Source organism: Lactobacillus sp. ESL0680 (genome assembly GCF_029392855.1).
GTDB lineage: Bacteria > Bacillota > Bacilli > Lactobacillales > Lactobacillaceae > Lactobacillus.
The window spans coordinates 607,266-628,394 of sequence record NZ_CP113945.1 but is presented as its reverse complement, the minus strand read 5'-3'; the positions used below and the strand labels follow the sequence as shown (position 1 = coordinate 628,394).

24 protein-coding genes, 2 tRNA genes, 1 other RNA gene and 1 pseudogene are annotated in these 21,129 nt (G+C 37.5%); 7 read left to right on the top strand and 21 right to left on the bottom strand.

Features of this window, described 5'->3' with window-relative positions:
• Positions 1 to 68: 68 nt before the first annotated feature.
• Positions 69 to 1,163 carry a site-specific integrase gene (locus tag OZX58_RS03080; protein ID WP_277141420.1) on the top strand — a complete coding sequence of 365 codons (1,095 nt, stop codon included), beginning with the start codon at positions 69 to 71 and terminating at the stop codon, positions 1,161 to 1,163.
• An 88-nt stretch (positions 1,164 to 1,251) separates the two neighbouring features.
• Here OZX58_RS03080 and OZX58_RS03075 read toward each other — a convergent pair.
• Both OZX58_RS03075 and OZX58_RS03070 read right to left on the bottom strand, forming a co-directional pair.
• Positions 1,252 to 1,323, bottom strand: a tRNA-Gln gene (locus OZX58_RS03075).
• 9 nt (positions 1,324 to 1,332) lie between these two features.
• A tRNA-Glu gene (locus OZX58_RS03070) sits at positions 1,333 to 1,404 on the bottom strand.
• Between the two features lie 99 nt (positions 1,405 to 1,503).
• On the opposite strand from OZX58_RS03070, the gene OZX58_RS03065 reads away from it, so the two are divergent.
• Positions 1,504 to 2,514 (top strand): serine hydrolase domain-containing protein, encoded by a 1,011-nt coding sequence (locus OZX58_RS03065; protein ID WP_277141419.1) that lies wholly within the window; start codon positions 1,504 to 1,506, stop codon positions 2,512 to 2,514.
• Between the two features lie 56 nt (positions 2,515 to 2,570).
• On the opposite strand, the gene OZX58_RS03060 is transcribed toward OZX58_RS03065, so the two are convergent.
• The 5 genes from OZX58_RS03060 to OZX58_RS03040 form a co-directional block, all read right to left on the bottom strand.
• Positions 2,571 to 2,756, bottom strand: coding sequence for a hypothetical protein (locus OZX58_RS03060; RefSeq protein ID WP_277129796.1), 186 nt, complete (start codon positions 2,754 to 2,756; stop codon positions 2,571 to 2,573).
• A 224-nt stretch (positions 2,757 to 2,980) separates the two neighbouring features.
• Entirely contained in the window at positions 2,981 to 4,372 is a 1,392-nt protein-coding gene (locus OZX58_RS03055; protein ID WP_277141418.1) for an MFS transporter, read from the bottom strand.
• A 66-nt stretch (positions 4,373 to 4,438) separates the two neighbouring features.
• Entirely contained in the window at positions 4,439 to 4,969 is a 531-nt protein-coding gene (locus OZX58_RS03050) for an ECF transporter S component (RefSeq protein ID WP_277141417.1), read from the bottom strand.
• Between the two features lie 112 nt (positions 4,970 to 5,081).
• Positions 5,082 to 6,425, bottom strand: coding sequence for a glucose-6-phosphate isomerase (locus OZX58_RS03045; protein ID WP_277129800.1), 1,344 nt, complete (start codon positions 6,423 to 6,425; stop codon positions 5,082 to 5,084).
• Positions 6,426 to 6,507: 82 nt separating this feature from the next.
• Positions 6,508 to 7,131 carry a VanZ family protein gene (locus tag OZX58_RS03040; RefSeq protein WP_277141416.1) on the bottom strand — a complete coding sequence of 208 codons (624 nt, stop codon included), beginning with the start codon at positions 7,129 to 7,131 and terminating at the stop codon, positions 6,508 to 6,510.
• A 142-nt stretch (positions 7,132 to 7,273) separates the two neighbouring features.
• Here OZX58_RS03040 and OZX58_RS03035 point away from each other — a divergent pair, with 142 nt between their 5' ends.
• Entirely contained in the window at positions 7,274 to 9,469 is a 2,196-nt protein-coding gene (locus OZX58_RS03035; protein WP_277141415.1) for an LTA synthase family protein, read from the top strand.
• A 34-nt stretch (positions 9,470 to 9,503) separates the two neighbouring features.
• A complete protein-coding gene (locus OZX58_RS03030) occupies positions 9,504 to 10,364 on the top strand; it encodes an SPFH domain-containing protein (RefSeq protein WP_277129804.1) in 861 nt (286 codons plus the stop codon).
• A gap of 51 nt (positions 10,365 to 10,415) precedes the next feature.
• Here OZX58_RS03030 and OZX58_RS03025 read toward each other — a convergent pair whose 3' ends face one another.
• The 4 genes from OZX58_RS03025 to manA are packed head-to-tail and all read right to left on the bottom strand — an operon-like array spanning position 10,416 to position 13,983.
• On the bottom strand, positions 10,416 to 11,867 hold the full coding sequence (locus OZX58_RS03025) for a HAMP domain-containing sensor histidine kinase (RefSeq protein WP_277141414.1): 1,452 nt from the start codon (positions 11,865 to 11,867) through the stop codon (positions 10,416 to 10,418).
• Complete coding sequence (locus OZX58_RS03020; RefSeq protein WP_277141413.1) at positions 11,864 to 12,595, bottom strand: response regulator transcription factor; 732 nt, start codon at positions 12,593 to 12,595, stop codon at positions 11,864 to 11,866. The genes OZX58_RS03025 and OZX58_RS03020 overlap by 4 nt, the downstream gene beginning before the upstream one ends.
• The gene (locus tag OZX58_RS03015; protein ID WP_277141412.1) at positions 12,592 to 12,987 is read right to left on the bottom strand and encodes a hypothetical protein; all 396 of its coding nucleotides are present in this window, start codon (positions 12,985 to 12,987) and stop codon (positions 12,592 to 12,594) included. Before OZX58_RS03015 ends, OZX58_RS03020 begins: the two co-directional genes overlap by 4 nt.
• Before the next feature lie 27 nt (positions 12,988 to 13,014).
• On the bottom strand, positions 13,015 to 13,983 hold the full coding sequence (gene manA / locus OZX58_RS03010; protein WP_277141411.1) for a mannose-6-phosphate isomerase, class I: 969 nt from the start codon (positions 13,981 to 13,983) through the stop codon (positions 13,015 to 13,017).
• A gap of 272 nt (positions 13,984 to 14,255) precedes the next feature.
• On the opposite strand from manA, the gene OZX58_RS03005 reads away from it, so the two are divergent.
• From OZX58_RS03005 to OZX58_RS02995, 3 genes are read left to right on the top strand one after another with little or no spacing between them, the layout of a single operon-like run.
• Positions 14,256 to 14,615: a hypothetical protein gene (locus tag OZX58_RS03005; protein ID WP_277141410.1), complete on the top strand. Its 360-nt coding sequence runs from the start codon at positions 14,256 to 14,258 to the stop codon at positions 14,613 to 14,615.
• A gap of 25 nt (positions 14,616 to 14,640) precedes the next feature.
• Complete coding sequence (locus tag OZX58_RS03000) at positions 14,641 to 15,426, top strand: hypothetical protein (protein WP_277141409.1); 786 nt, start codon at positions 14,641 to 14,643, stop codon at positions 15,424 to 15,426.
• 58 nt (positions 15,427 to 15,484) lie between these two features.
• The gene (locus tag OZX58_RS02995) at positions 15,485 to 16,081 is read left to right on the top strand and encodes an SLAP domain-containing protein (RefSeq protein ID WP_277141408.1); all 597 of its coding nucleotides are present in this window, start codon (positions 15,485 to 15,487) and stop codon (positions 16,079 to 16,081) included.
• Positions 16,082 to 16,139: 58 nt separating this feature from the next.
• Here the strand turns inward: OZX58_RS02995 and OZX58_RS02990 are convergent, their stop codons facing one another.
• From OZX58_RS02990 to comGC, 10 genes and pseudogenes are all read right to left on the bottom strand, one after another.
• Entirely contained in the window at positions 16,140 to 16,424 is a 285-nt protein-coding gene (locus OZX58_RS02990; protein ID WP_277141407.1) for a helix-turn-helix transcriptional regulator, read from the bottom strand.
• Position 16,425: 1 nt separating this feature from the next.
• Positions 16,426 to 16,670, bottom strand: a pseudogene (locus tag OZX58_RS02985) (type II toxin-antitoxin system RelE/ParE family toxin); the annotation flags it as partial.
• Between the two features lie 89 nt (positions 16,671 to 16,759).
• Positions 16,760 to 17,127, bottom strand: a transfer-messenger RNA (tmRNA) gene (gene ssrA / locus OZX58_RS02980).
• A gap of 60 nt (positions 17,128 to 17,187) precedes the next feature.
• Complete coding sequence (locus tag OZX58_RS02975) at positions 17,188 to 18,372, bottom strand: acetate kinase (protein WP_277141406.1); 1,185 nt, start codon at positions 18,370 to 18,372, stop codon at positions 17,188 to 17,190.
• 44 nt (positions 18,373 to 18,416) lie between these two features.
• On the bottom strand, positions 18,417 to 19,421 hold the full coding sequence (locus OZX58_RS02970) for a class I SAM-dependent methyltransferase (RefSeq protein WP_277141405.1): 1,005 nt from the start codon (positions 19,419 to 19,421) through the stop codon (positions 18,417 to 18,419).
• 59 nt (positions 19,422 to 19,480) lie between these two features.
• Complete coding sequence (locus tag OZX58_RS02965) at positions 19,481 to 19,639, bottom strand: hypothetical protein (RefSeq protein ID WP_277141404.1); 159 nt, start codon at positions 19,637 to 19,639, stop codon at positions 19,481 to 19,483.
• Positions 19,611 to 20,108 (bottom strand): ComGF family competence protein, encoded by a 498-nt coding sequence (locus OZX58_RS02960; RefSeq protein WP_277141403.1) that lies wholly within the window; start codon positions 20,106 to 20,108, stop codon positions 19,611 to 19,613. The genes OZX58_RS02965 and OZX58_RS02960 overlap by 29 nt, the downstream gene beginning before the upstream one ends.
• Positions 20,092 to 20,367, bottom strand: a complete 276-nt coding sequence (locus OZX58_RS02955) for a type II secretion system protein (RefSeq protein ID WP_277141402.1) — start codon at positions 20,365 to 20,367, stop codon at positions 20,092 to 20,094. The genes OZX58_RS02960 and OZX58_RS02955 overlap by 17 nt, the downstream gene beginning before the upstream one ends.
• Positions 20,360 to 20,788 (bottom strand): hypothetical protein, encoded by a 429-nt coding sequence (locus tag OZX58_RS02950; RefSeq protein WP_277141401.1) that lies wholly within the window; start codon positions 20,786 to 20,788, stop codon positions 20,360 to 20,362. Before OZX58_RS02950 ends, OZX58_RS02955 begins: the two co-directional genes overlap by 8 nt.
• A complete protein-coding gene (gene comGC, locus OZX58_RS02945) occupies positions 20,772 to 21,119 on the bottom strand; it encodes a competence type IV pilus major pilin ComGC (RefSeq protein ID WP_277141400.1) in 348 nt (115 codons plus the stop codon). Before comGC ends, OZX58_RS02950 begins: the two co-directional genes overlap by 17 nt.
• Positions 21,120 to 21,129 lie beyond the last annotated feature (10 nt).

Here is a 21,129-nt window from a genome sequence, read left to right as displayed (position 1 = left end):
GATTAATCGAAATACTGCGCTATTTGTGCGCTCAAAAATATTCTAGCACAATTGGAGGTGCTTTTAAAATGACAGTCAGAAAACGCGGCAAATCATGGTCAGCTAGAATAAACTGGCGTGACGCCAACGGCAAACTTCATCAAATGGAAAAAGGCGGTTTCAAAACTAAAGTTGAAGCTGAACAATATTCCATTAAGCAGCAATACCTACACACTAGTGGTGTGGATATTGAAAATGACCCTGCTTTTGCTGATTACTTTCATGAGTGGTGGACTACTTTTAAAAAGCCGCATATTAGACATGAAACGCAGAAACGCTATATCACTAATGACAAAATTATTCATGAATACTTTAAAGACACCAAAATTAAACAGATCAAGCGAATTCACTGGCAACAATTTATCAATGATGTTTGTAAGACACATTCAACCACAACAGTCAGGCTGCTCAATCGCCAATTTAGAGCCTGTGTGAAGAATGCAATTGCTGATGGCATAATTACACTAGACTTTACTCAAGGCGTTAATATCAACGGAAATGACACGAATACGCGCAAGCCTGTCTTCTTGTCCTATGCCGAAGCGCAAAAATTATTAAAAACTGCTCTGGACGATAGAGACCCTGCTGTTCCTTCCACTTACATTATCATTACGATTATTCTAACTGGTGCACGTGTTGGCGAGATCAGCGGTCTTAAATGGCATAATTTAGACACCAAAAAACACACTATCGCAATTCATCATTCTTACAATAGTGACATCAAAGAATTGGGACCTACTAAAAATACTTCTTCGTACCGCACAGTCAGAATTAATTCTAAATTGATTGAATTATTGCAGGAAATCAAAAAAGATAATCAGGACGACTATATTTTTAAAGAAAAAGATACTGGCTTACCTCCTGCCAATCGAACGATCAATAGCAAATTGCAAGTAATTATGAAGCATGCTGACTTAATCAAACCAGATTTTACAATTCATAGTCTGCGCCATGTCCATGTTGCCATTCTGCATCATAAAAATGTTGACTGGATGGCTATCTCAAAAAGATTAGGTCACAAAAATTTATCAATGACTTTAAATGTTTATGCCTATTACATTGATGAAGACAAAAGAAAAAGTGACAAAGAAATAGAAAAAAAGCTAGATGATTTATTCATCTAACCTTTTTATTTTTTCAATTGCCTGATGGGCAAATGATGGGCAAATCAGCTTTTCGACCTCTAAAAGCCTTGCTGTTAAGCCATTCTTATTGGGATATCCGGGCTCGAACCGAAACATGCAGGAACCAGAAACCTGTGCCTTACCATTTGGCTATATCCCATTGATAAAATCACCCGTACGAGAATTGAACTCGTAACTCCACCTTGAGAGGGTGGCGTCTTAACCATTTGACCAACGGGCAAAATCAACAGTAATTATTATGCTTGTAAAAGTTGTTCTTGTCAAGAGATTTTTAGTTATAATAATTAATAAGATAAATTTTTGCAAAGGATAGAGATAAATGATTGATTACTCAACCACCCAAAACCTTATTGAATCAATGGTTTCCGAACGGATCGTACCGGGCGTTAATTACGCCTTTATTAAAAATAAACAAACTTTCACTTCAACAGTGGGCTTTGCCACGATCTATCCGCAAGTTAGCCAGCTCAGCCCGTTCGCCGAATATGACCTAGCTAGTTTAACCAAAGTCCTTGCAACTGAAAATATTTTACTAAAATTATACGGCAAAGGCAAACTTAACTTCTCTGAGCCCCTGCACGACTTCATTCCCGAATTTACGGACCGCCGTGTGCGCCTATTTCATCTTCTTACCCACACTAGCGGTATCCGTGGCTGGATCGACCATCGCGACGAATTGAATCATGATGATTTAATTAATGCAATCATCCACTTGCCGGTAACCGACGAGTTTGAACATAAAATGCGCTATGCCGACACCAATTTTATTTTGTTGGGCTTGGTAATTAAAAAAATTTACGGTAGATCCGTTCAAGAAGTGGCTGCTTCCGAAATTTTTGTGCCCGCAGGACTGACTGAGACCACCTTTAAGCCTGTAATTAGCGATTGCGTGCCAACTGCCTTATTTAATGGTCAAGTCCTTCAGGGTGTCCCTCATGACCCTAAGGCGCGACAATTAGGCAGTGACTGCGGCTCTGCTGGGTTATTTTCCTCAATGGAGGATTTAATCAAAATCAGCAAGGGCTACCTGGGGCTTAATCCTAACATCTTGCCTTATGACCAAGATGTTGTTAGCCAACTTTTTGAAAATAAAAATCCAGCAGGCATAAAACCGCGCTCTTGGGGCTGGGATATCCGCTTTGATCCTGAGAGTCATTATCCCCTAATCCTTCACACCGGATATACCGGAACCTTGATTTTGCTTGATCGCGTTAAAAAATCCGGACTGATTTTACTGACCAATCGCATACACCCAACGGGTCATAACCAGATTTTCTTAACAATGCGTGAAAAAATTATCCGCAGCTTTTTAACTGAAAATGATAAATAAATTATCAGAAAACCCCTGAAATTAGTCATCCTAATTCAGGGGTTCATTATTATACATTATTTTGCACAATCTTTTTTGTTAGGAATAAAGTGCCAAATTAAATCAGCTACTGCATCAAATAACATGCCACCTGCCATCCAATACATTGCCATCATCATGCCATCTGCAGTAAAAGTATAATACGCTGCAATCCCAAATACAATCACGTTAATAATTTTGATAATTAAGTTATCACACATCATCTTAAAAAACTCCTTTTGCTTAAACAACTAGTTAAATTATACCTATTTTCAGCATAATTGTAAGCGATTTTTGCGTTTTTTAATTATGATTCAATAACAATATTTAATTTAGCACTTATAATCATTATCGTTATCAAATGTTTACAGCCGTAAGCATAAGCAAAATTATTTTTTTATTAAGTATAATTACACTTATAAAATCAAATACTTTATGAAAGCGTTATTTAATTACTATTTTGTCGTTCAAGTTTAAACATTCTAAGATAACTACATAAGATAATAGCGCTAGCAAAAATTAACACAATAAATGCAATTTGACTACCTTTAGCCGTCATTGCCGCATAATTACCCGGTTTCTTTTGCCAAGCAGAAATAATTGTTGCCATAACTGTCGTACCTAGAGAGCCAGCATACTGTTGTCCTGTCTGAAAGACTGCCGTTGCATCGGTGTGTAATTCATCTGGCTGCAATTTAGAAGCTTCTGCCATTGTATTATTAAAGGCTAACTGCCGGCCAATAATCATAATGCCATAAAAAACAACAATCATTATTGTCGAAATCTTCAAACTGAAAATTGCAAATAAAATACAAGCAATCATGCAAAAGATTGTCCCTGTCAAAAGTGGCAGTTTGGCACCCTTTTGGTCATAAATATGACCAAACCACGGATTAAGCACGCCGCTTAAGATACAACCCGGCAGTAAAATCAGCCCACCAACCAGCGAACTTGAATGATTAACAATCTGAACATAATTTGGTAGTGCAAAGCTAGTGCCGATATTAATAAATTGCAACAATAAATACGAAATCAGTGCACAAATAAATGCCTTGTTTTTAAAAACTGCTAGGTTGAGCAGCTGCTTGTCACTATTTTTGACTGATTTAATAAACAACCAACCTAAAACCGCAACGACTATCATCCCTAGCCAAAACCAAATATTGGTCAGCCCCTGACCGATTTGATTGAAGGTTAAGCTAAAAATCACCATCGCTGCTGCAATAATAATATAACTGCGCCAATCAAATTGCGGATGCTTTTTCTCATGGTATTGTTCGACCATAAACAGGCCCAAAACAAGGATTATCAGACCAATTATTGCCGCAATACCAAAAATTAACGGCCAGCCATAGAAGTAAACAACGGTCCCACCAAAAGTTGGTCCTAAGGATGGAGCTAAAATGACTACAAGCCCCGTAATTCCCATATAAAAGCCCCATTTGTCTTGCGGTATCAGCTCAACCACCAGATTAAACATTAACGGAATTGACAAGCCAGCGCCAAATGCCGAAATCAGTCGTCCAGTTAGAAGAAGCCAAAAATTAGTGGCTGTCCCTGCAACAAATGAGCCGACAATAAAGGTAATTGCTGCCGTTAAAAATAATTGTTTAGCCGAAAAGCGATCATTTAAATATGAGCTTGCGACCATAATTATGGCAATTGCCAGTAAATAACCGGTAGTGGTCCACTGCACCAATCCTAAGCCAATATGAAATTGCTTCATCATCGTTGGAAAAGTAACATTTAAACTCGTTTCGGTCAAAATTGAAACAAAAGCCATTAAGGCGCAGCTAATAATTGCCCCAACGTGCTTTGGTGTTACTACTTTTTTCTCCATTAAAACATCTCCTTATCATAAAAAAGGGCAAAAGCATGGAATGCTTTTGCCCCCTTCTCTATTTAATTAAAGCTGCCGATATTTGAGCAACACTTTTTGCAAAGCTGGCAGCAAGATCACGGCAACAATCGCACCAGCTATTCCTTGAATAGTATCGGTCAAAAGTCCTAAAACACCAGCTGCCGTGGAATATAACAGCCAATTAGCCAAATAATATCCGCCAACCATCACAATAATACCAACAGCAAGTGCCAAGATGTAGCGCAACCATTTGCGACCATCTTGTACTGCCTTTTTCACCAACAAGCCCACAAGTAGTCCTTCTAGTCCATGAATAACCAGTGAAAAGAGCATGAATTGTGCGTACCCAGAAAGTAAATCAAGTAAAAATCCGGATAACCCGCCAACTAATAGTCCAGCAACTGGTCCTAATGTGATTGCCGCCAAAAAAATTCCGGTATCACAAAAATTGATATTGCCGTGAGTTGCTGGAATCGGAATAATTAATATCCGACTAAGTACAACGTTCAGCGCCGTCAGCAATGCTAAAAAGACTAATTGACCAAGTGTTAACTTACTTTTACTATCATCTGCCATAATTAAATACTCCCAAATAATATAATTTATTATTCAAATGATAAAATTATATTTTTAATATTAATTTAATTAAAAACCAATTATAGTTAAAAGTAAAGCTCGGTTAATTCAGTTATTTATTGAAACGTGCAGTTAAATCATCGTGCAGATCTTCATAACCTGGCTTGTTAAGCAGACCAAACATATTACGCTTGTATGCTTCAACACCTGGTTGGTTGAATGGATTGATTCCGTTTAAATAACCAGAAATCGCAATTGCTAATTCAAAGAAGTAAATCAAATAGCCAAGAGTGTGTTCAGTTTGATCAGGAATGTTAACCGTCATTACAGGTACGCCGCCATCAGTATGAGCCAGTACTACACCTTGATAAGCACGTTCATTAACATAATTTAAACTCTTACCAGCTAAGAAGTTAAGTTGGTCCAAGTTACGGTCATCAGCAGGAATTTCTACATCATTAGCCGGATTTTCAACGCGAATAACTGTTTCAAACAAGTTACGCAAACCTTCTTGAATGTATTGTCCCAAAGAGTGCAAATCAGTTGAGAAGTTAGCACTTGATGGCCAAATTCCCTTATTGTCCTTACCTTCTGATTCACCCATTAATTGCTTGCACCATTCACCAAACATTCTTAAAGTTGGTTCATAATTTTCAACAATTTCTGTTGTGTAGCCCTTCCGGTACAAAATATTCCGCAATGCAGCATATTGGTAAGGCGTAGCCTTAGTCAAATCAGTATCATCATAATCGCTGCGGGCATCAGCTGCACCTTGCATCAATTGGTCAATATCGGCGCCAGATGCCGCAATTGGCAATAAGCCGACAGCTGATAGTACACTGTAACGACCGCCAATATCATCAGGAACAACAAATTCTTCGTAACCTTCTGCATCGGCTTCGGTCTTCAGAGCGCCCTTAGCACGATCGGTTGTTGCATAAATCCGTTTCTGTGCTTCTTCTTTGCCGTATTTTTTAATTAATTTGTCTTTAAAAATTCTAAAAGCTACAGCGGCTTCAGTTGTTGTTCCCGATTTAGAAATAACATTAATACTAAAGTCCTTATCACCCAGCCAAGCTATTAAATCATGCAGATATGATCCTGAAAGTGAATTACCACAGAAAACAATCGTTGGGTACTTATCTTGGCCCTTGCCATAAAATGAGCTGTTCAAAAACTCAATCGCAGCTTGAGCGCCAAGGTATGAACCGCCAATCCCGATACAAATTAAAACTTCAGAATCGCCTTGGATTTTCTTAGCGGCCTTTTTAATCCGGCTAAATTCTTCCTTATCATAATCAACTGGCAAATCAACCCAGCCTAAGAAATCATTGCCCGCACCAGTGCCCTCTTTTAATTCTTGAGCGGCAGCATTAACCAATGCTTGCATCTCACTGAGTTCATTTTCATGAACAAATGGCGTCAATTTAGTGCTGTCAAATTTAATCAAACTCATAAGTACGCTTCCTTAACTAAACAAAATATTTATTTCACAAGAATATTCTAACAATCTTATTTTGCAAATTCCAGTTATTTCTTTAATGTTTTGCAAACTTATTACGCACAGACTTAAACACCCAATAAAGTAAATATCCAATAGCTGCACCACAACTATTAAAAAAGACATCATCAATATCACTAACACCAGTTTCAAGCAAAAATTGCATCCCTTCAATAAAAATTGAAAAAATCATTCCTGCTAGTAATACTCTAGCAAAAGTTTGCTTTTTTGAAAAAACAAATGGTGCCAAAAAGCCAAACGGTACAAAACACAACACATTACCAAACGAATTATAGAAAAAGTCGAGCCGGCTTTGAGCATACACTAATTTCCATGTTTCTTTTAAAAATACCAAGTTGATTTCACTTAATGGCCTGCTAAAATAAAAAGTCAGCTGCCACGGAAAATATGTATTTCGAAAAGTCGTCAGCATTAACACTAAAATAAGATAAAATGCAAACAGCCACACGCTGGCTTCGGACTTGATTGAGCGCCGGCGCCTGATTGCCATTAACCAGAGTAAGCGTACAACGGCAAACAATAAAAAATACAGAATAGTTTTATCAATTGCCAACATCAGCAGCTTAATCAACGCAAAGTGGTTGATTTTAGTGGCTAAGTTTTGCGCAATGATATTATACAGCGGTCCTAAAAAAATCATGCTTAATCAATTCCTAAAAATAAAGTTCATTTAAATTATACTCAATTTCACGTATACAAATCTTAAAAAACGACTAATAATCGCGAAAAGATTGTCTCACGCCTGCTAAACCTTTAAAATCATTATTAAAGGAGCGTTCGTTTTGAAAAAAAAGAATCTAGCAAACTTCATGCAGACAAGAACAGGCTTTTTTATCCTGCTCGTCTTGCTATTTGTCCTAAAGTACATCTTTGCGGCATACCATGATTTCAATTTAGGTATTTCTGATCCTTATCAGCACATCATTATGTGGCTTAGTCCGCTGGGAACAGCAATTTTGCTCTTGAGCATCGGCTTTTATTTTCCTAAACCGATTGTTTCCTATTGGGTCATGCTGTTGATGGACTTTGCCAATACCTGCCTATTATTTGCTAATATCCTCTATTATCGTGAATTTTCAGATTTTATTACAGTTAAGACAATTACTAATGCGGGTAAAGTTGCCCCAGGCTTAGGCAAAAGTGCAGTTTCACTCTTGCAGCCGTCAGATATTCTGCTCTGGCTCGACCTAATTTTGGTCATTGCCCTATTAGTGACACATAAATTAAAAATCGATCAGAAGTCTTACGGGCTCTTAACGCCGTTTACCATTACTTCATTCGGCTTTTTTGTTTTGGCATTAAATATTTTCCTGGCTGAATCGTCCAGACCGCGGCTTTTAAGAAATACCTTTGACCGCGCTTATGTTGTTAAGTACCTTGGTCTTGATACATATACCGTTTATGACGGTATTAAAAATGAACAAACCGAGCAGGTCAACCGTAATGCCAATGCAGCTGATTTGAACAAAATTCTTAATTTTACCAAGAAAAACAAGATACCTGCTAATGCCAATTATTTTGGTAAAGAAAAAGGCAAAAACGTCATCGTTATTCACCTTGAAAGTTTCCAGCAATTTTTAATTGGATTAAAGGTCAACGGCAAAGAAGTAACACCATTTCTAAATTCAATCTATCACGACAAGCACACGATCAGTTTTGACAACTTTTACCATCAGGTCGGTATCGGCCGTACTAGTGATGCCGAAAACATGCTGGAGACTGGCACTTATGGTATCGCTGATGGGTCACTTTTTACCGCTCTTGGCGGTTCAAATACCTTCCAAGCTGCACCGCAAATTTTACATGAACATGGCAATTACACTTCTGCTGTCTTCCACGGTAATGTCGGTACCTTCTGGAATCGTGACGAAGTCTATAAGAATTTAGGCTACAATTACTTTTTTGACCAAAATTATTTCAGCACTGATAAGGATGATAAAAAGGAATACGGCGTCAAAGATAAGCTGCTTTTTGCCGAAAGTATCAAGTATTTAGAACGCATGCAGCAGCCCTTCTACACCAAGTTTATTACGGTAACCAACCACACGCCGTTCTCAATGGATAACCAGGATCTTGACCCGCATTTTCAAACCACTGATACCAGCGACAAAACCATCAATAATTATTTTGAAACTGCCCATTATCTAGATGAATCCATCCGCGAATTTTTTGCTTACTTGAAAAAATCTGGTTTGGCCAAGAACACAATGGTTGTCATCTATGGCGACCATTACGGTTTAACAAACTCTGAAAATCAAACTTTGGCGCCAATTGTCGGCGAAAGTTCTGACACTTGGAGTAGTTATAATGATACGCAAATGCAGCGGGTGCCTTTCATGATTCACGCGCCTAATCTAAAAGGCAAAATCAACCACGAAGTCGCCGGTGAAATTGACGTCTTGCCGACCTTGATGCACCTGTTGGGCATCAGCAATAAGCATTACGTGCAATTCGGCAGTGACCTATTATCACGGCAGTATCGCCCGTGGATCGTCTTTCGTAACGGTACAATTGTCAGCCAAAAATACGTGATTATTGGCGCCAAAGGTAAAAAAGGTCTTGTCTATGACCGTAAGACTGGCAAGCAAATTATCAACTTTACCAAGCAGGAAAAAGAAGAAATAGCAGACCTTGCCAAAAAGGCGAAGCAATCCTTAAAATATTCCGACTTGCTTAATAACCATAATTTGTTGCGTTTTTACACGCCAAAAGGCTTTAAGCCTGTTAATCCCAACCAGTTTGATTATCTAACCAATTTTCAACAAATGGAAAAAATTCAAAATAAATTGAAGAAAAAATCAACGGCACTGATTAATGTCCATCATGGCTCAACGACAAAACTTTACAAAACTGACGCACCTGAATTAAAGGGTCGCGATGAAGAAATCACCGAAATTCCCGAATCTGTTCGCGGCAACCACCTGACAGAAAAGAAAAATAAATCTAGTAAAAACAAGAAAAAGGCATATAATAAATAATCATTTATATCTACTATAGAAAGGAAAAACCAAAATGTTTTTACTAATTATTTTTATTCTTCTAATTGCATTTTTTATCGCGGGCTGTCGGGTTGTGCCGCAGAATAATGAAGGCTTAATCGAGACTTTAGGTAAGTATTCTAAAACCGTTAAAGCTGGTTTTGTTTTTATTATCCCCTTCATCCAAAAAATACGACGCGTTTCTTTGGCGATGTTTCCTGCAGAAATTTCCAAATATTCAATTATTACTAAAGACAATGCCGAAATCACAACTAGCCTAACCTTAAACTATCTGGTAACTGATTCTTACAAGTATTTTTATAACAACACAGACTCAGTTAAATCCATGGTTGAATTAATTCGCGGTCACTTACGCGACATTATCGGCCGAATGGACCTGAACGAGGCATTGGGTTCAACAAGTAAAATTAACACCCAATTATCCGAAGCCATTGGCGATTTAACAGACATCTACGGCATTCGCGTTGTTCGGGTTAACATTGATGAACTGCTGCCGAGTCCTGAAATTCAAAAGGCAATGGACAAGCAATTAACTGCTGACCGGGAGAAAATCGCAGCCATTGAAAAAGCTGAAGGTGAAGCAAAAAACATTGAATTAACAACTAAGGCCAAAAACGATGCTTTAATTGCCACTGCCAAAGCTAACGCCGAAGCAATTAAGACTAAAGCTGATGCCGAAGCATACCGCATTAATCAACTGCAGACTAGTCTTGCCAATGCTAGTGAGGGCTACTTTAGAAACCAAAGTCTAGATAGCTTTAATCAGTTAGCTGCTGGCCCAGACAATTTGATTGTCGTAAGTAAAGACGAAATGACTAACTTAAGTGAATTGCCGGCTTCCGCTAAAGTATGGCACCAAGCTGAAGGAAAATAATTTTATTGCCAAAAACAAAGAGCACTTCAAAATGAAGTGCTCTTTTTGTATCTATTTACCTAAATATTGCTCGTAACCCTGGTCATAAATGGTAATTGTAAATTCTGCACCTTGCCCCATTTCAGAAGTTACCTCTACCTTGCCGCCATGCTGCTTAACAAGCGATGATACAATCGCTAATCCTAACCCAGATTCACCTGTACCTAGCCGTGCCCTTGATGGATCAGCTTTAAAGAAGCGTTCAAAAATATACTTCATTTGCTTCTTACTCATCCCAATGCCATCGTCCTTGACAATGATTTGCGTGCCATGAGTTATTCTGCGGCCACTAAGCACGATATGACCATTAGTAGTAAATTGAATTGCATTCTGAACCAGATTAACAATAATTTGCGTCAATCGATCACGATCCGCATAAATCGGCAATTCATTCGGCGCCCTTAATTCAAGTTGGTCGTTAGCCTTATCGGCATTTTGCCTTAATTGGATTACAACATCTTCTAGAATCTTCTTGGCATTAAATTTTGTCTTAGTCAAATTGATTTGATTATTGCGGATCTTTTCGTAATCCAAATTTTCATTAACTAGGCGAATTAAGCGTTTAGTCTCTCGGCGCATTAAGTCAATTGATTTTGGTTTAGATTCTTCTGGAATGGCATCATACTGCAGGCCCTCAAGAATGCCATTGATCGTCGTTAATGGTGTTCGCATCTCATGAGCCGCATCAGCCATAAATTGGTCGCGCCGTTTTTCCTGCGTTTTAACTTCTTGGTCATATTTTTTTAGCGCCTGCACCATTTTATTAAAACTAGCAGCCAACTGGTCGATTTCATCATTGCCCTTGTACTCAATCTGAACGTCAAAATTACCAGACTGTACTTTTTTAGTTGCTCTCGACAGCCGGTTGATCTTGTTAGTCGAATAATAGCTTAAGATGATACTCATAACTAAGCCAACAAGTAAGGCAATAATTAAAGCATTAATCAAATTATGCTTGGCCGTTTCAATTGGACGCTCAACATCCTTTACAAGTGAACCCAGCCAAATTGCCCCAATAATCTTATGGCCACTCATCCAGGGAACAATTACTCCCGTGTACGGATTTCTTGTATGACACAAGTATGACCGCTCTTCATTATTATTTCTAACATGGATTTCTTTGCCGCTGCTTAAAACCGCAAACACATTCCTCTTTAAGCGTAACAAGCGCCGACTTTTAGGGTAGATTTGTACTCCCTGATTGTTAAAAATATGCAGGTGCAGGTCATCACCACGCAAAACAAACTGCAATTGATCCAAAAATTCAGAGTTAAGCATAACTGTGCCATTCTTTTGGTCGCTGGCAGCTAAGTCACCTAATGATGATGCATAATCTTCCATGCGCCGATAATTTTGCTCATAAGACTGCGTTGTTACCGACTTAATCTCGGCATAACCAATAATTGACACTGTCGTAATAATGATTAGCAAAAAGCTAAGTAAATGCTGGTAAATCGACTTCATTTATTGACCTGCTCATCATCAAACTTATAGCCAACTCCCCAAACAGTTTGAATTACATCAGCACCAACTTTTTCTAATTTTTGCCGCAGCTTTTTAATGTGAGCATCAACTGTACGTTCTTCACCAAAATAATCGTAACCCCAGACTGCTTCAAGTAACTGACTACGAGAAAAAACCTGCTTGGGCTTTTGTGCCATTGTATAGAGCAAGTCGAATTCCTTTGGCGTAATATTAGCCACCTTTTTGTCATCAAACAATACTTCACGCCGCGCCTTAGAAATTTTGACATGGTTAGTATGAACATCAAAGTTATCGGTAGATTGTGACATCTCAGGTTTGTTTTGGTTGTCTTCAATCATAATTCGCCGATGCAAGGCCTTAATCCGTGCAATTAGAGCTAGCGGACTAAATGGTTTAGAAACGTAATCATCAGCGCCAACGCCTAATCCCAAAATCTGGTCGGCTTCACTATCACGCGCCGTCAACATAATTATTGGCACACTTGGCGATAGTGCACGGATTTCCTTAGTCACCTGAATGCCATCTTTTTTAGGTAAATTAAGGTCCAAAGTAATTAGATCATACTCATCAGGGTGTCTTTTAAACATTTCCACGGCTTGAACACCATCAACAGCAACTTCTTGTGTCCAGCCCTCTTTAGCAAAAAACATCCCCATCATTTCGGCAACAGAGTTATCATCCTCAACCATCAAAATTTTCAGTTTCATTTTCGATCCCTAAATCCTTTAGTTTTTTCATGCTTCACCTTATCTGGGTCAACATAATCTGCCGGCAATTCATGACGCTTAATTAAAAACTGTTTCAAACTTTTTTCAGTGGCAACAATTGGAAACAGGATAAAGAAGTAAAACGTCAATAACCAAATCAAAAAATAACGATCCCACTTTAATAGGTGAATGCCAATTCCCAGTAGCAGTTGCAGTAAGCCAAACAAGGCAAAATATAGACTTGCCTTTTTCTGAGCAAAAGCAAAACTCCCCTGGTTAACTTGCGCTAAGTATGACGAATAACCATAGAGTGGATTGGCTTTCTTAGCCGGCTTAATTAACCAGATGAGTCCGAGGGCAAGCAAAATTGCACCACAAGCAATATATATCATTCTACTTATTTTCCTTTTTATTGTATTTTAATGCTGCTCGTTCGGAGCAGACATTACTATTTTCATTTTACCAATGAATGAAAATTCTTTCATCTGATTAGGAATGATGAAATTAGTGCCAACTTTGAGTGCGTAACTTTGCTCGCCAACCTGCAAATGGCCAGACCCTGCAATTATCGAAACTAACAAGTATGGGTGGTTATTTAAGCTAGTTTGCCACTGCCCATCTAAGTCAATCTGCCACAGATAAAAATGCGGTGAAAGCGGCGGCTCGATTAAAGTCTTAATCACAGCATCCTGCTCGTTAGTTATTTGAACTGAAACTTGCGGATCAACATGTGGCACGGTAGTAACATCAATCGACTTTTGGGTATGCAATTGCCGCGTCTTTCCCGTCTTTTCATCAACACGGTCATAATCATATAAGCGATAGGTAACATCACTTGACTGCTGAGTTTCAATTACCATAATTCCCTTAGTTAAAGCATGAATTGTCCCTGCTGGAACATAGAAAAAGTCGCCAGTTTTAACTGGTACTTTACGCAGCAGCTTATCCCACTGACCTTGATGTATCATATCCGCTAGTTCTTGACGTGTCTTAGCAGTGTGACCATAGATTAAATATGAACCAGGATCGGCTTGCAAGACGTACCAGCTCTCGGTTTTTCCGCTATCATGCTCGACTCTTTTGGCGTATTCATCATCTGGGTGTACCTGCACCGACAAGTTATCATTGGCGTCTAAAAACTTGACTAATAGTGGAAATTCTTTTTCTTTGGGATTACCAAAAAGTTCCGGATGTTCGTGATATGCCTGCTGCAAAGTCTGACCCTTTAATTGACCTTGACTAACCAGTGATGCATCATCTTTATAACCAGAAATAATCCACGCCTCACCAACTTTGCCAGCAGGAATATCGTAATTAAAAATTGTTTGTAACTTACGCCCACCCCAAATTTTAGGTCTGAAATACGGCGTTAAAAATATTGGTTCCACTCTAATCACCTCATGTTTAGTTTAAACTTTTATCTGATAAAAAAGGAATATTTTTAGTGAATCTTTATCTTATGCCTTATTATAAAGACTTTTTAGCATAAATCAGAATTAATTTATGATTTTTTACTGTCCGATATTAATTAATGACTAGAATTTGTAGGCTCTATTATAGTTTTCTAGCCTAATCAGTATATAGGCTTATAGATATATTAGTTTTAAAATAGAAATTTAGATAACTATTAAGTTAAGACTGGTTGAATAAGGAGAATAAAATGAAAAGAGAAAAACTAATAGTATTGGCTGGATTTTTAGCAATTGCCATAGGAGTTGGTATAACAAATACTGATGTATCAGCACACAGTTTTGCATGGTGGAGCAGACCACGTAAAGTTGAAGTGGTTAAGCCCGTACAAATTAGCGAAATAAAAAAAGGCGTGCCATTATATAAATCACACTGTGTGGGACACAAAGTGCTTAAGAAAGGCACACAACTTAAAATTCAACATGCAGCCAGTTACATATGGATTGTTCAGAAAAAAGGATTGGCTAACGGCTATTTTAAAACTGATGGTCACAAATATTTCTGGGTAGCAGGCAATTATCCTAAGTATTGGTATAAATTAGTTAAATAGATTTTCATATTAGGAAGGTATAAAAATGAAAAAAAGATGGTTGTCACTAACTGTTATTACACTTTTAGGAGTTTCGTTCATAACTATTCCTATTCAAAAAGTCAATGCATCAAAATACTATTCCTACTCATTTTGGTTCAACATGAATAATTGGGATGGTAAGCCTATGAAGGTTGTTTCAACCAAGCCAATTACAATTCGTAAAGTAGCCTGGTATCCAAATAGCATTAATCATTATTTAAGTAAGAGCAAAGTTTTAAAAAAAGGAACTCATATAAAAATATTAGCTGATCCTCAATGGAATTATTACTGGGCATTCTTTGGTAAATATGGAAATTGGGTTTACCCTCACAAAAAAGCTAATTGGTTTGTCCCACTTATTGACTATCAAAGAAGTCAACGTAAAAAGAAGCAAGAACAAACCGCACAAACAAAATTAAAGAAATTTGATGTTGCTTTAGTAAACAAGAAATTTTATATAAAGAATGTCGCTACACTTAATATTGAATCAGTTGCAAGACGAACTAATATGATTGATATTTATAGTTCCTTTACTAATAAATCTAATATGCCTGTTAAAGCTTCTGATATAGTTAACAAATATCTTCAAGCTGAGCTTTCTTATACAAAACAAGCAATATCCTTTAATTCATATCCTGATAATCAGATAAAACCTGGCAAAAATATCGAAATTAGATTAACTGGCACTCAAAGTGAAGATAATATATATGATACAAATATAATTATTTCTGAGAGCTCAAATCTAGGTTTGCAGATCGATAATAAAGTCTTGAGCTTTAAATTAAAATAGGCTTTATGTCCACCAAGCCAGTGACTACAAACCTAAGGCGATTTTAGGAGAAAAGTTTATGAAAACTAGGAAAATTTTATTTACAGGAATTGCTGCTGTTTCACTTTTAAGTGTAGCAGCACCAATCGCTGCCAGTGAAGCCGCTACAAGCGTGCAAGCCGCATTATATATAAGCGTTACCAAGAAGGCATATATTTATAACAAACATGGTAAAAAGACTAAAAACAATGCTCTTGAAAAAGGAGCACCTATCGAAGTAACAAGCACCAAATACATTAAAGGAAAGGAATACTATAGAATCGGCAAAAACAAATATATTAAGACTAAATGTGCTGCTATCCCCAAGTCTATAGATGACGACCCTAATTTTATTCCGTGGACGTCTCAGCATTTAGTTGATGATAAAGGCTGGTCATTAACTGAACAGATGTATAAAGCTGAAGAAATGACAGGCGATCAAAGACAAGAAGCTGAAAATGAAATCGCAGCTGAACTCAACATGAGTTACGTTAAACAACTAAGAGCTAACAATAATAGCCATAATATGCAAGCAATGATGAACCAATTTCATAATGCTATAGTTGCACAAATTAAAGAACGTCAGCAAATGCAAGATAATATTGAGCACGGTGGTGCCCCAATACAATTTAATTAATTCACTAAACAAAAAGCGACCTTATTAAGATCGCTTTTTATATTCAATATTTTATTAACTAAGCAAAACTAATTTTAACCATTTTGCCAAAGGCGCTACCAATCTTTGACATGGTATCAATACTGGTGTTAGCGCCATTTTCGATTCTAGCAATAGTTGATTGCGGTACTCCTGCTTTGTCAGCCAGTTCTTGCTGTGTCCAACCAAACTTATCACGTTCTTGACGAACAACAATCGCACTTTCTAATTTATTGGATTCAGCTTCATAAGCCTTTTTAAATTCAGGATTTTTTTCATACTTAGCAAAAATGTCATCTACATCTGTAACAGCGTCTTTTCTCATATTACTTACCCTCCTTTTCATGCCAATACTCAGCTCTGATTACCTTGGCATGTTCAATTTCACGTTTAGGTGTCTTCTGAGTTTTCTTAGTAAACCCATGAGTATCATATATTGATTATCCTCAACATGAAAATACACTGCTCTCTGAATATTAGAACTAACTTTAGAACGAATTTCATACAAATTCTGGTCTAACTTTTTAACCCATTCTAACCGAATAGCAATTTCTAAGCCATGACTTTGAATTTTATCAATTTGTGTTTTTTCCTGTTTATTGTATCAAGGGCAAGCAAAAAGCCTATCAAATATTGATTTAATAGGCTTTATAGCTTCACTAATGGAGATGAGGGGAATTGAACCCCTGTCCAAACGCATTCCGTCACTGACCTCTACGATCATAGTTATATTACTTGAACTTCGCTAGTCCAAAACGCCATATAACAGGGCTAGGATGAACTAGCTAACCTGCTTAGGACTCTTTTTAACTATTCAGATGAGGTAGTTAAACGTAACTCACTAATTTGATACCTATTACTAGACGTGAGTAATCCAGTACTAGGCAAGGCATAAGCGCTAAATTAAGCAGCTAATGCGTAAGAATTTTCTTTATTTGCAGTTAAAGTTCTGTGACGTTTTAATGTAGACGTGACCTACAAACCGCAGTCAATGCGAATCTACGCCTGTCGAATCCCAAAACATCCCCCTGAGACTCTCTAATTATAGCATAATTCACATCGATATACGATTAAAAAAGTTCAATTAATTAGTTCAAGTGAGCTAAACGAACAACATCACGTTCAATCATCAATTCTTCGTCAGTCGGGATAATCATTGCCTTAACCTTTGAGCCGTCTTTAGAGATGAACTTCTCACCATTAGACTTGTTAGCTTCAAAGTCAGGGTCCAAACCGATAAATTCAAAGGCCTTCATTACATTTTCACGAACACTGCTATCATGTTCACCAACACCGGCAGTGAAGACAATTGCATCAACGCCGCCCATTTCAGCAACGTAAGAACCAACATATTGAACTACACGATCAATAAAGATTTCACGAGCTAGGCCAGCCTTCTTATCAGCATTATTTTCCAAATCACGCATATCTGAAGAGATTTCAGAAATACCAAGTAAACCTGACTTGTCATTCAAAATGCTAATCATTTGGTTAATATCAATGTTGTCTTTGTTCATAATGTATTGCAAAACTGAAGGATCAACATCACCTGAACGTGTACCCATTGTGATACCTGCGATTGGTGTGAAGCCCATTGAAGTATCATAAGACTTACCGTTCTTAACTGCAGTAACTGAAGCACCTGAACCTAAGTGACAAACAACCATCTTCAAATCTTTGGCGTCTTTACCAAGCATTTCAGCGGCACGACCAACAATGTAACGAACTGAAGTACCGTGAGCACCGTACTTACGAACGCCATATTCTTGGTAATATTTATAAGGAATTGAGTACATGTAGTGTACTGGATCCAAAGTTTGGTGGAATGAGGTATCAAAAACAGCAACTTCTGGTACTTCTGGGAGCAATTTCATGAATGCTTCAATTCCCTTACCTTCAGCTGGGTTGTGTAATGGTGCATATTCTTTCAAGTCATAAATAGTTTGTAATTTATCCTTGTCAACAATAACTGAGTCAGAGAATGCTTCCCCACCAGCAACAACACGGTGACCAACACCAACAATTTCGCTTAAGTCGTCAATTACTTTGTATTCTTCCAATGCTTTAAGCAGTAAGTTGACAGCAGTTTCTTGATCTGGAATAGCTACTTCTTCCTTATGCTTTTCACCATTAGCTAATTTGATTTCAAATGATGAACCATCAATCCCTACACGATCAGCAAGACCTTCTGCTAATACGTTTTCTTCTGGTAAAGCAAACAACTTATACTTAAAAGAAGAACTACCTGAGTTAATTGCTAAAACTTTTTTCATAAATAAAATTCCTCCATACATGTAACTTTGTAATTTTTCACAAATTAATGAATGTTATTAGTATACCACTCATTTAGCTTGACATTAAGCTTAATTAGCTCTTCTTGCTCCTTAATTGAGTCTAACTTTGTGAGCAAGACCTCGCTGCTGCTAATTCCTGTACCATGATTTTGAAATACCAAGATTGACTTTTGGTTAAACTTATTCTGAAACATCTTGTCAGGCAGCTCTACAATTGCCCGCAAAAAAACCTTTTCGGCAAGCCACGGCATAAAATCAGCCCCTACCTTGCCAGAAAGAATTGATTTCGGCACAACTAAAAAGGCATAACCACCAGGCTGCAGATTTTTAATAATTTGCTCAATAAACAAAAGATGCGCAAAAGAGTGACCCTTTTCAGCCTTTGTCGCAAAATTAGCGGCATTATCATCAATTGGATAATAACCAATTGGCAAATCGCTGACTACTGCTTCTGGATTCTCAATTAGCCACGGACTAAGAGCATCTTGGCAATACAAGTCAATCTTAATGCCATTCAAATGGGCGCCAACATCCGCGAAGTTTAGCACTTCTTCATCATTATCAATGCCAACTAATTCATAATTTAGCTTAGAATGGTTAGCCATTCTTAACTGATTAATGACTTCATAAAGTAAACTACCAGTACCAACAGCTGGATCAACAACCGTCAATTCCTTATCTGTCGGCAGTAATTTTTTCATTAGCATTGCAATAATTGTCGCAATTGCTGGAGGTGTAGGCATCTGATTAACATCCAGCTCATCCTCATTAATTGCTTTCAATACCAAATAGGTAAAGATTTGTACCTTATCTTTTTGGGACAAATGCTCGTAATCCAATGCCGCATATTTTTGGCTTAACTTGGCAACAGTCTCCTTGTCAGGAGCTCCCATCTCCACCTTAATCTTACCTGTTTCAAGATTATCGAAGGTTTCAGTTAAGGCCTCACCAAAAGAAACATTTAAGGCATCCTGTAAACAGTTAACACAGTCCAAAAATTTATTAAAAAGTTCTTCAATTTTATCCATGCTTAATTCCCCTTATCTACTTCCATTTTAATAGAAACAAGGTTATTCGTGCAAGCAAATCAATTGTTGACTAGATATTCAATTAATAACAAGTCATTTTTCATACTTACTCGATAAACTTCTTGATAAAATTGCAAAAATAATAGACAAGTAGTCAATACCAAGACACTGCTAAGTAATGCACTAGCCTTAACTTTTTGCTTTTTTAGTTTGTTCATTTTTTGCTTTCTTTTCCGGCTGCTTGGCCAATTTAAAATATAATTCCGATTTGCGACCATCATCTTCTGTCACGTTGATCCTAAGCTGTCCTGAACGGGTAACAAAGTTAGACTGACTAACATTCAATAACAGCGGCATATGTCCACCTTCTGGAGTTGTTGCCCGAATCATATTCTTATAAAAAGTTAACAAATAAATCGTTTCGTTATTATCTTGGTCTACTTTTACAATTTGTGCCTTTTTTGAAGTGGAATTTGCCACATCAACATAGGCCAATTTAGTATGGCGATCATGTAAAAAGCGATTAAATTGGACATAAGAAAAGACTACATCATCAGTACGGTGCTCCGCCTTATTGGCCAAAGTCATGTTTTTTAACAAATTTTGCAGCATCAAGACAACTAATAATGTTATCAAAACGGCAAACATCGCTTCAGCTAGCATAAAGCCCCTATTTTTTAACTTCATAAGTCTTTTTATCCGTTGTATCATAGACGCTTGTTGCTCCTGCTGGTTGATAAATTCGATTGTGGACCATGATTTTACTTAAATCATTTTCTTTCAATGCGTGCCAAGCATAAGCACGATCAGTCTTTAACTCGATTTGACGTTCAGTTACTCGGCTGGCACCCACAATTAGTGCAATCATTGACACACCCATTATCGCCAAAACAAGTGCCACCATACTTTCTGCCAGTAAAAAGCCTTTTAAGCGAAATTTATTCATCAATTGCCCGTCCCCACTGCATTTGTATCTTTATTTTTTGTGAATGATGGCCATCATTAATAGTAATCGTTTGTGGGGCCAGCGTCCCATTAGCCGTAATCACAGTTCTGCCATGTAAACCAAAGACGGTAATTGTTGGTGCAATTTGTATCTGTTGTGAAAAGCCACCACCAATAAAGACAATTTTCTTTGTTTGCGGTTCATACATCATTGTAACTGCCTCATGCTTAATTATACTAAACCGTGCTGCTTGCTCGATAGAACTCTTAACTTCCTTGGCAGTGTTATTCAGAATTAGTTGTTCACGATATGAAGTAATTTCAACAGTTCCAAGCATCACCAAGCTTAACGCAATTGCTAAGCACACAATCATTTCAACTAAGGTAAAGCTACCTAATTTTACTTTAATTGCCCTTTTCAACCACACCATCAGTTACCGTATAATTTTTAGACTTGTCCAGCTGATTTTTGGTCAAATAACCATCTTCAAACATATTCTGGAAAGTAATATCTTTGCCCTTCCTGTCCTTATCTTCTTCATAAAGGTCAGCTTGCGTTTGCAGTGTTGTTTTAAAAGCATCTTCGGTTCGCTCAGCGGCACTCTGTTTTTGCCTAGTCAAATTAGGCGCGATAATTAAAAGCAGCAGCACAATAATGGCAATAACCACGACCATTTCAATTAACGTGAAGCCCTGCATCTTACGTGATTTGGCTAGAATATTCAATAAATATTGTTTAAACTTTTTCTTCATTATTAATAAC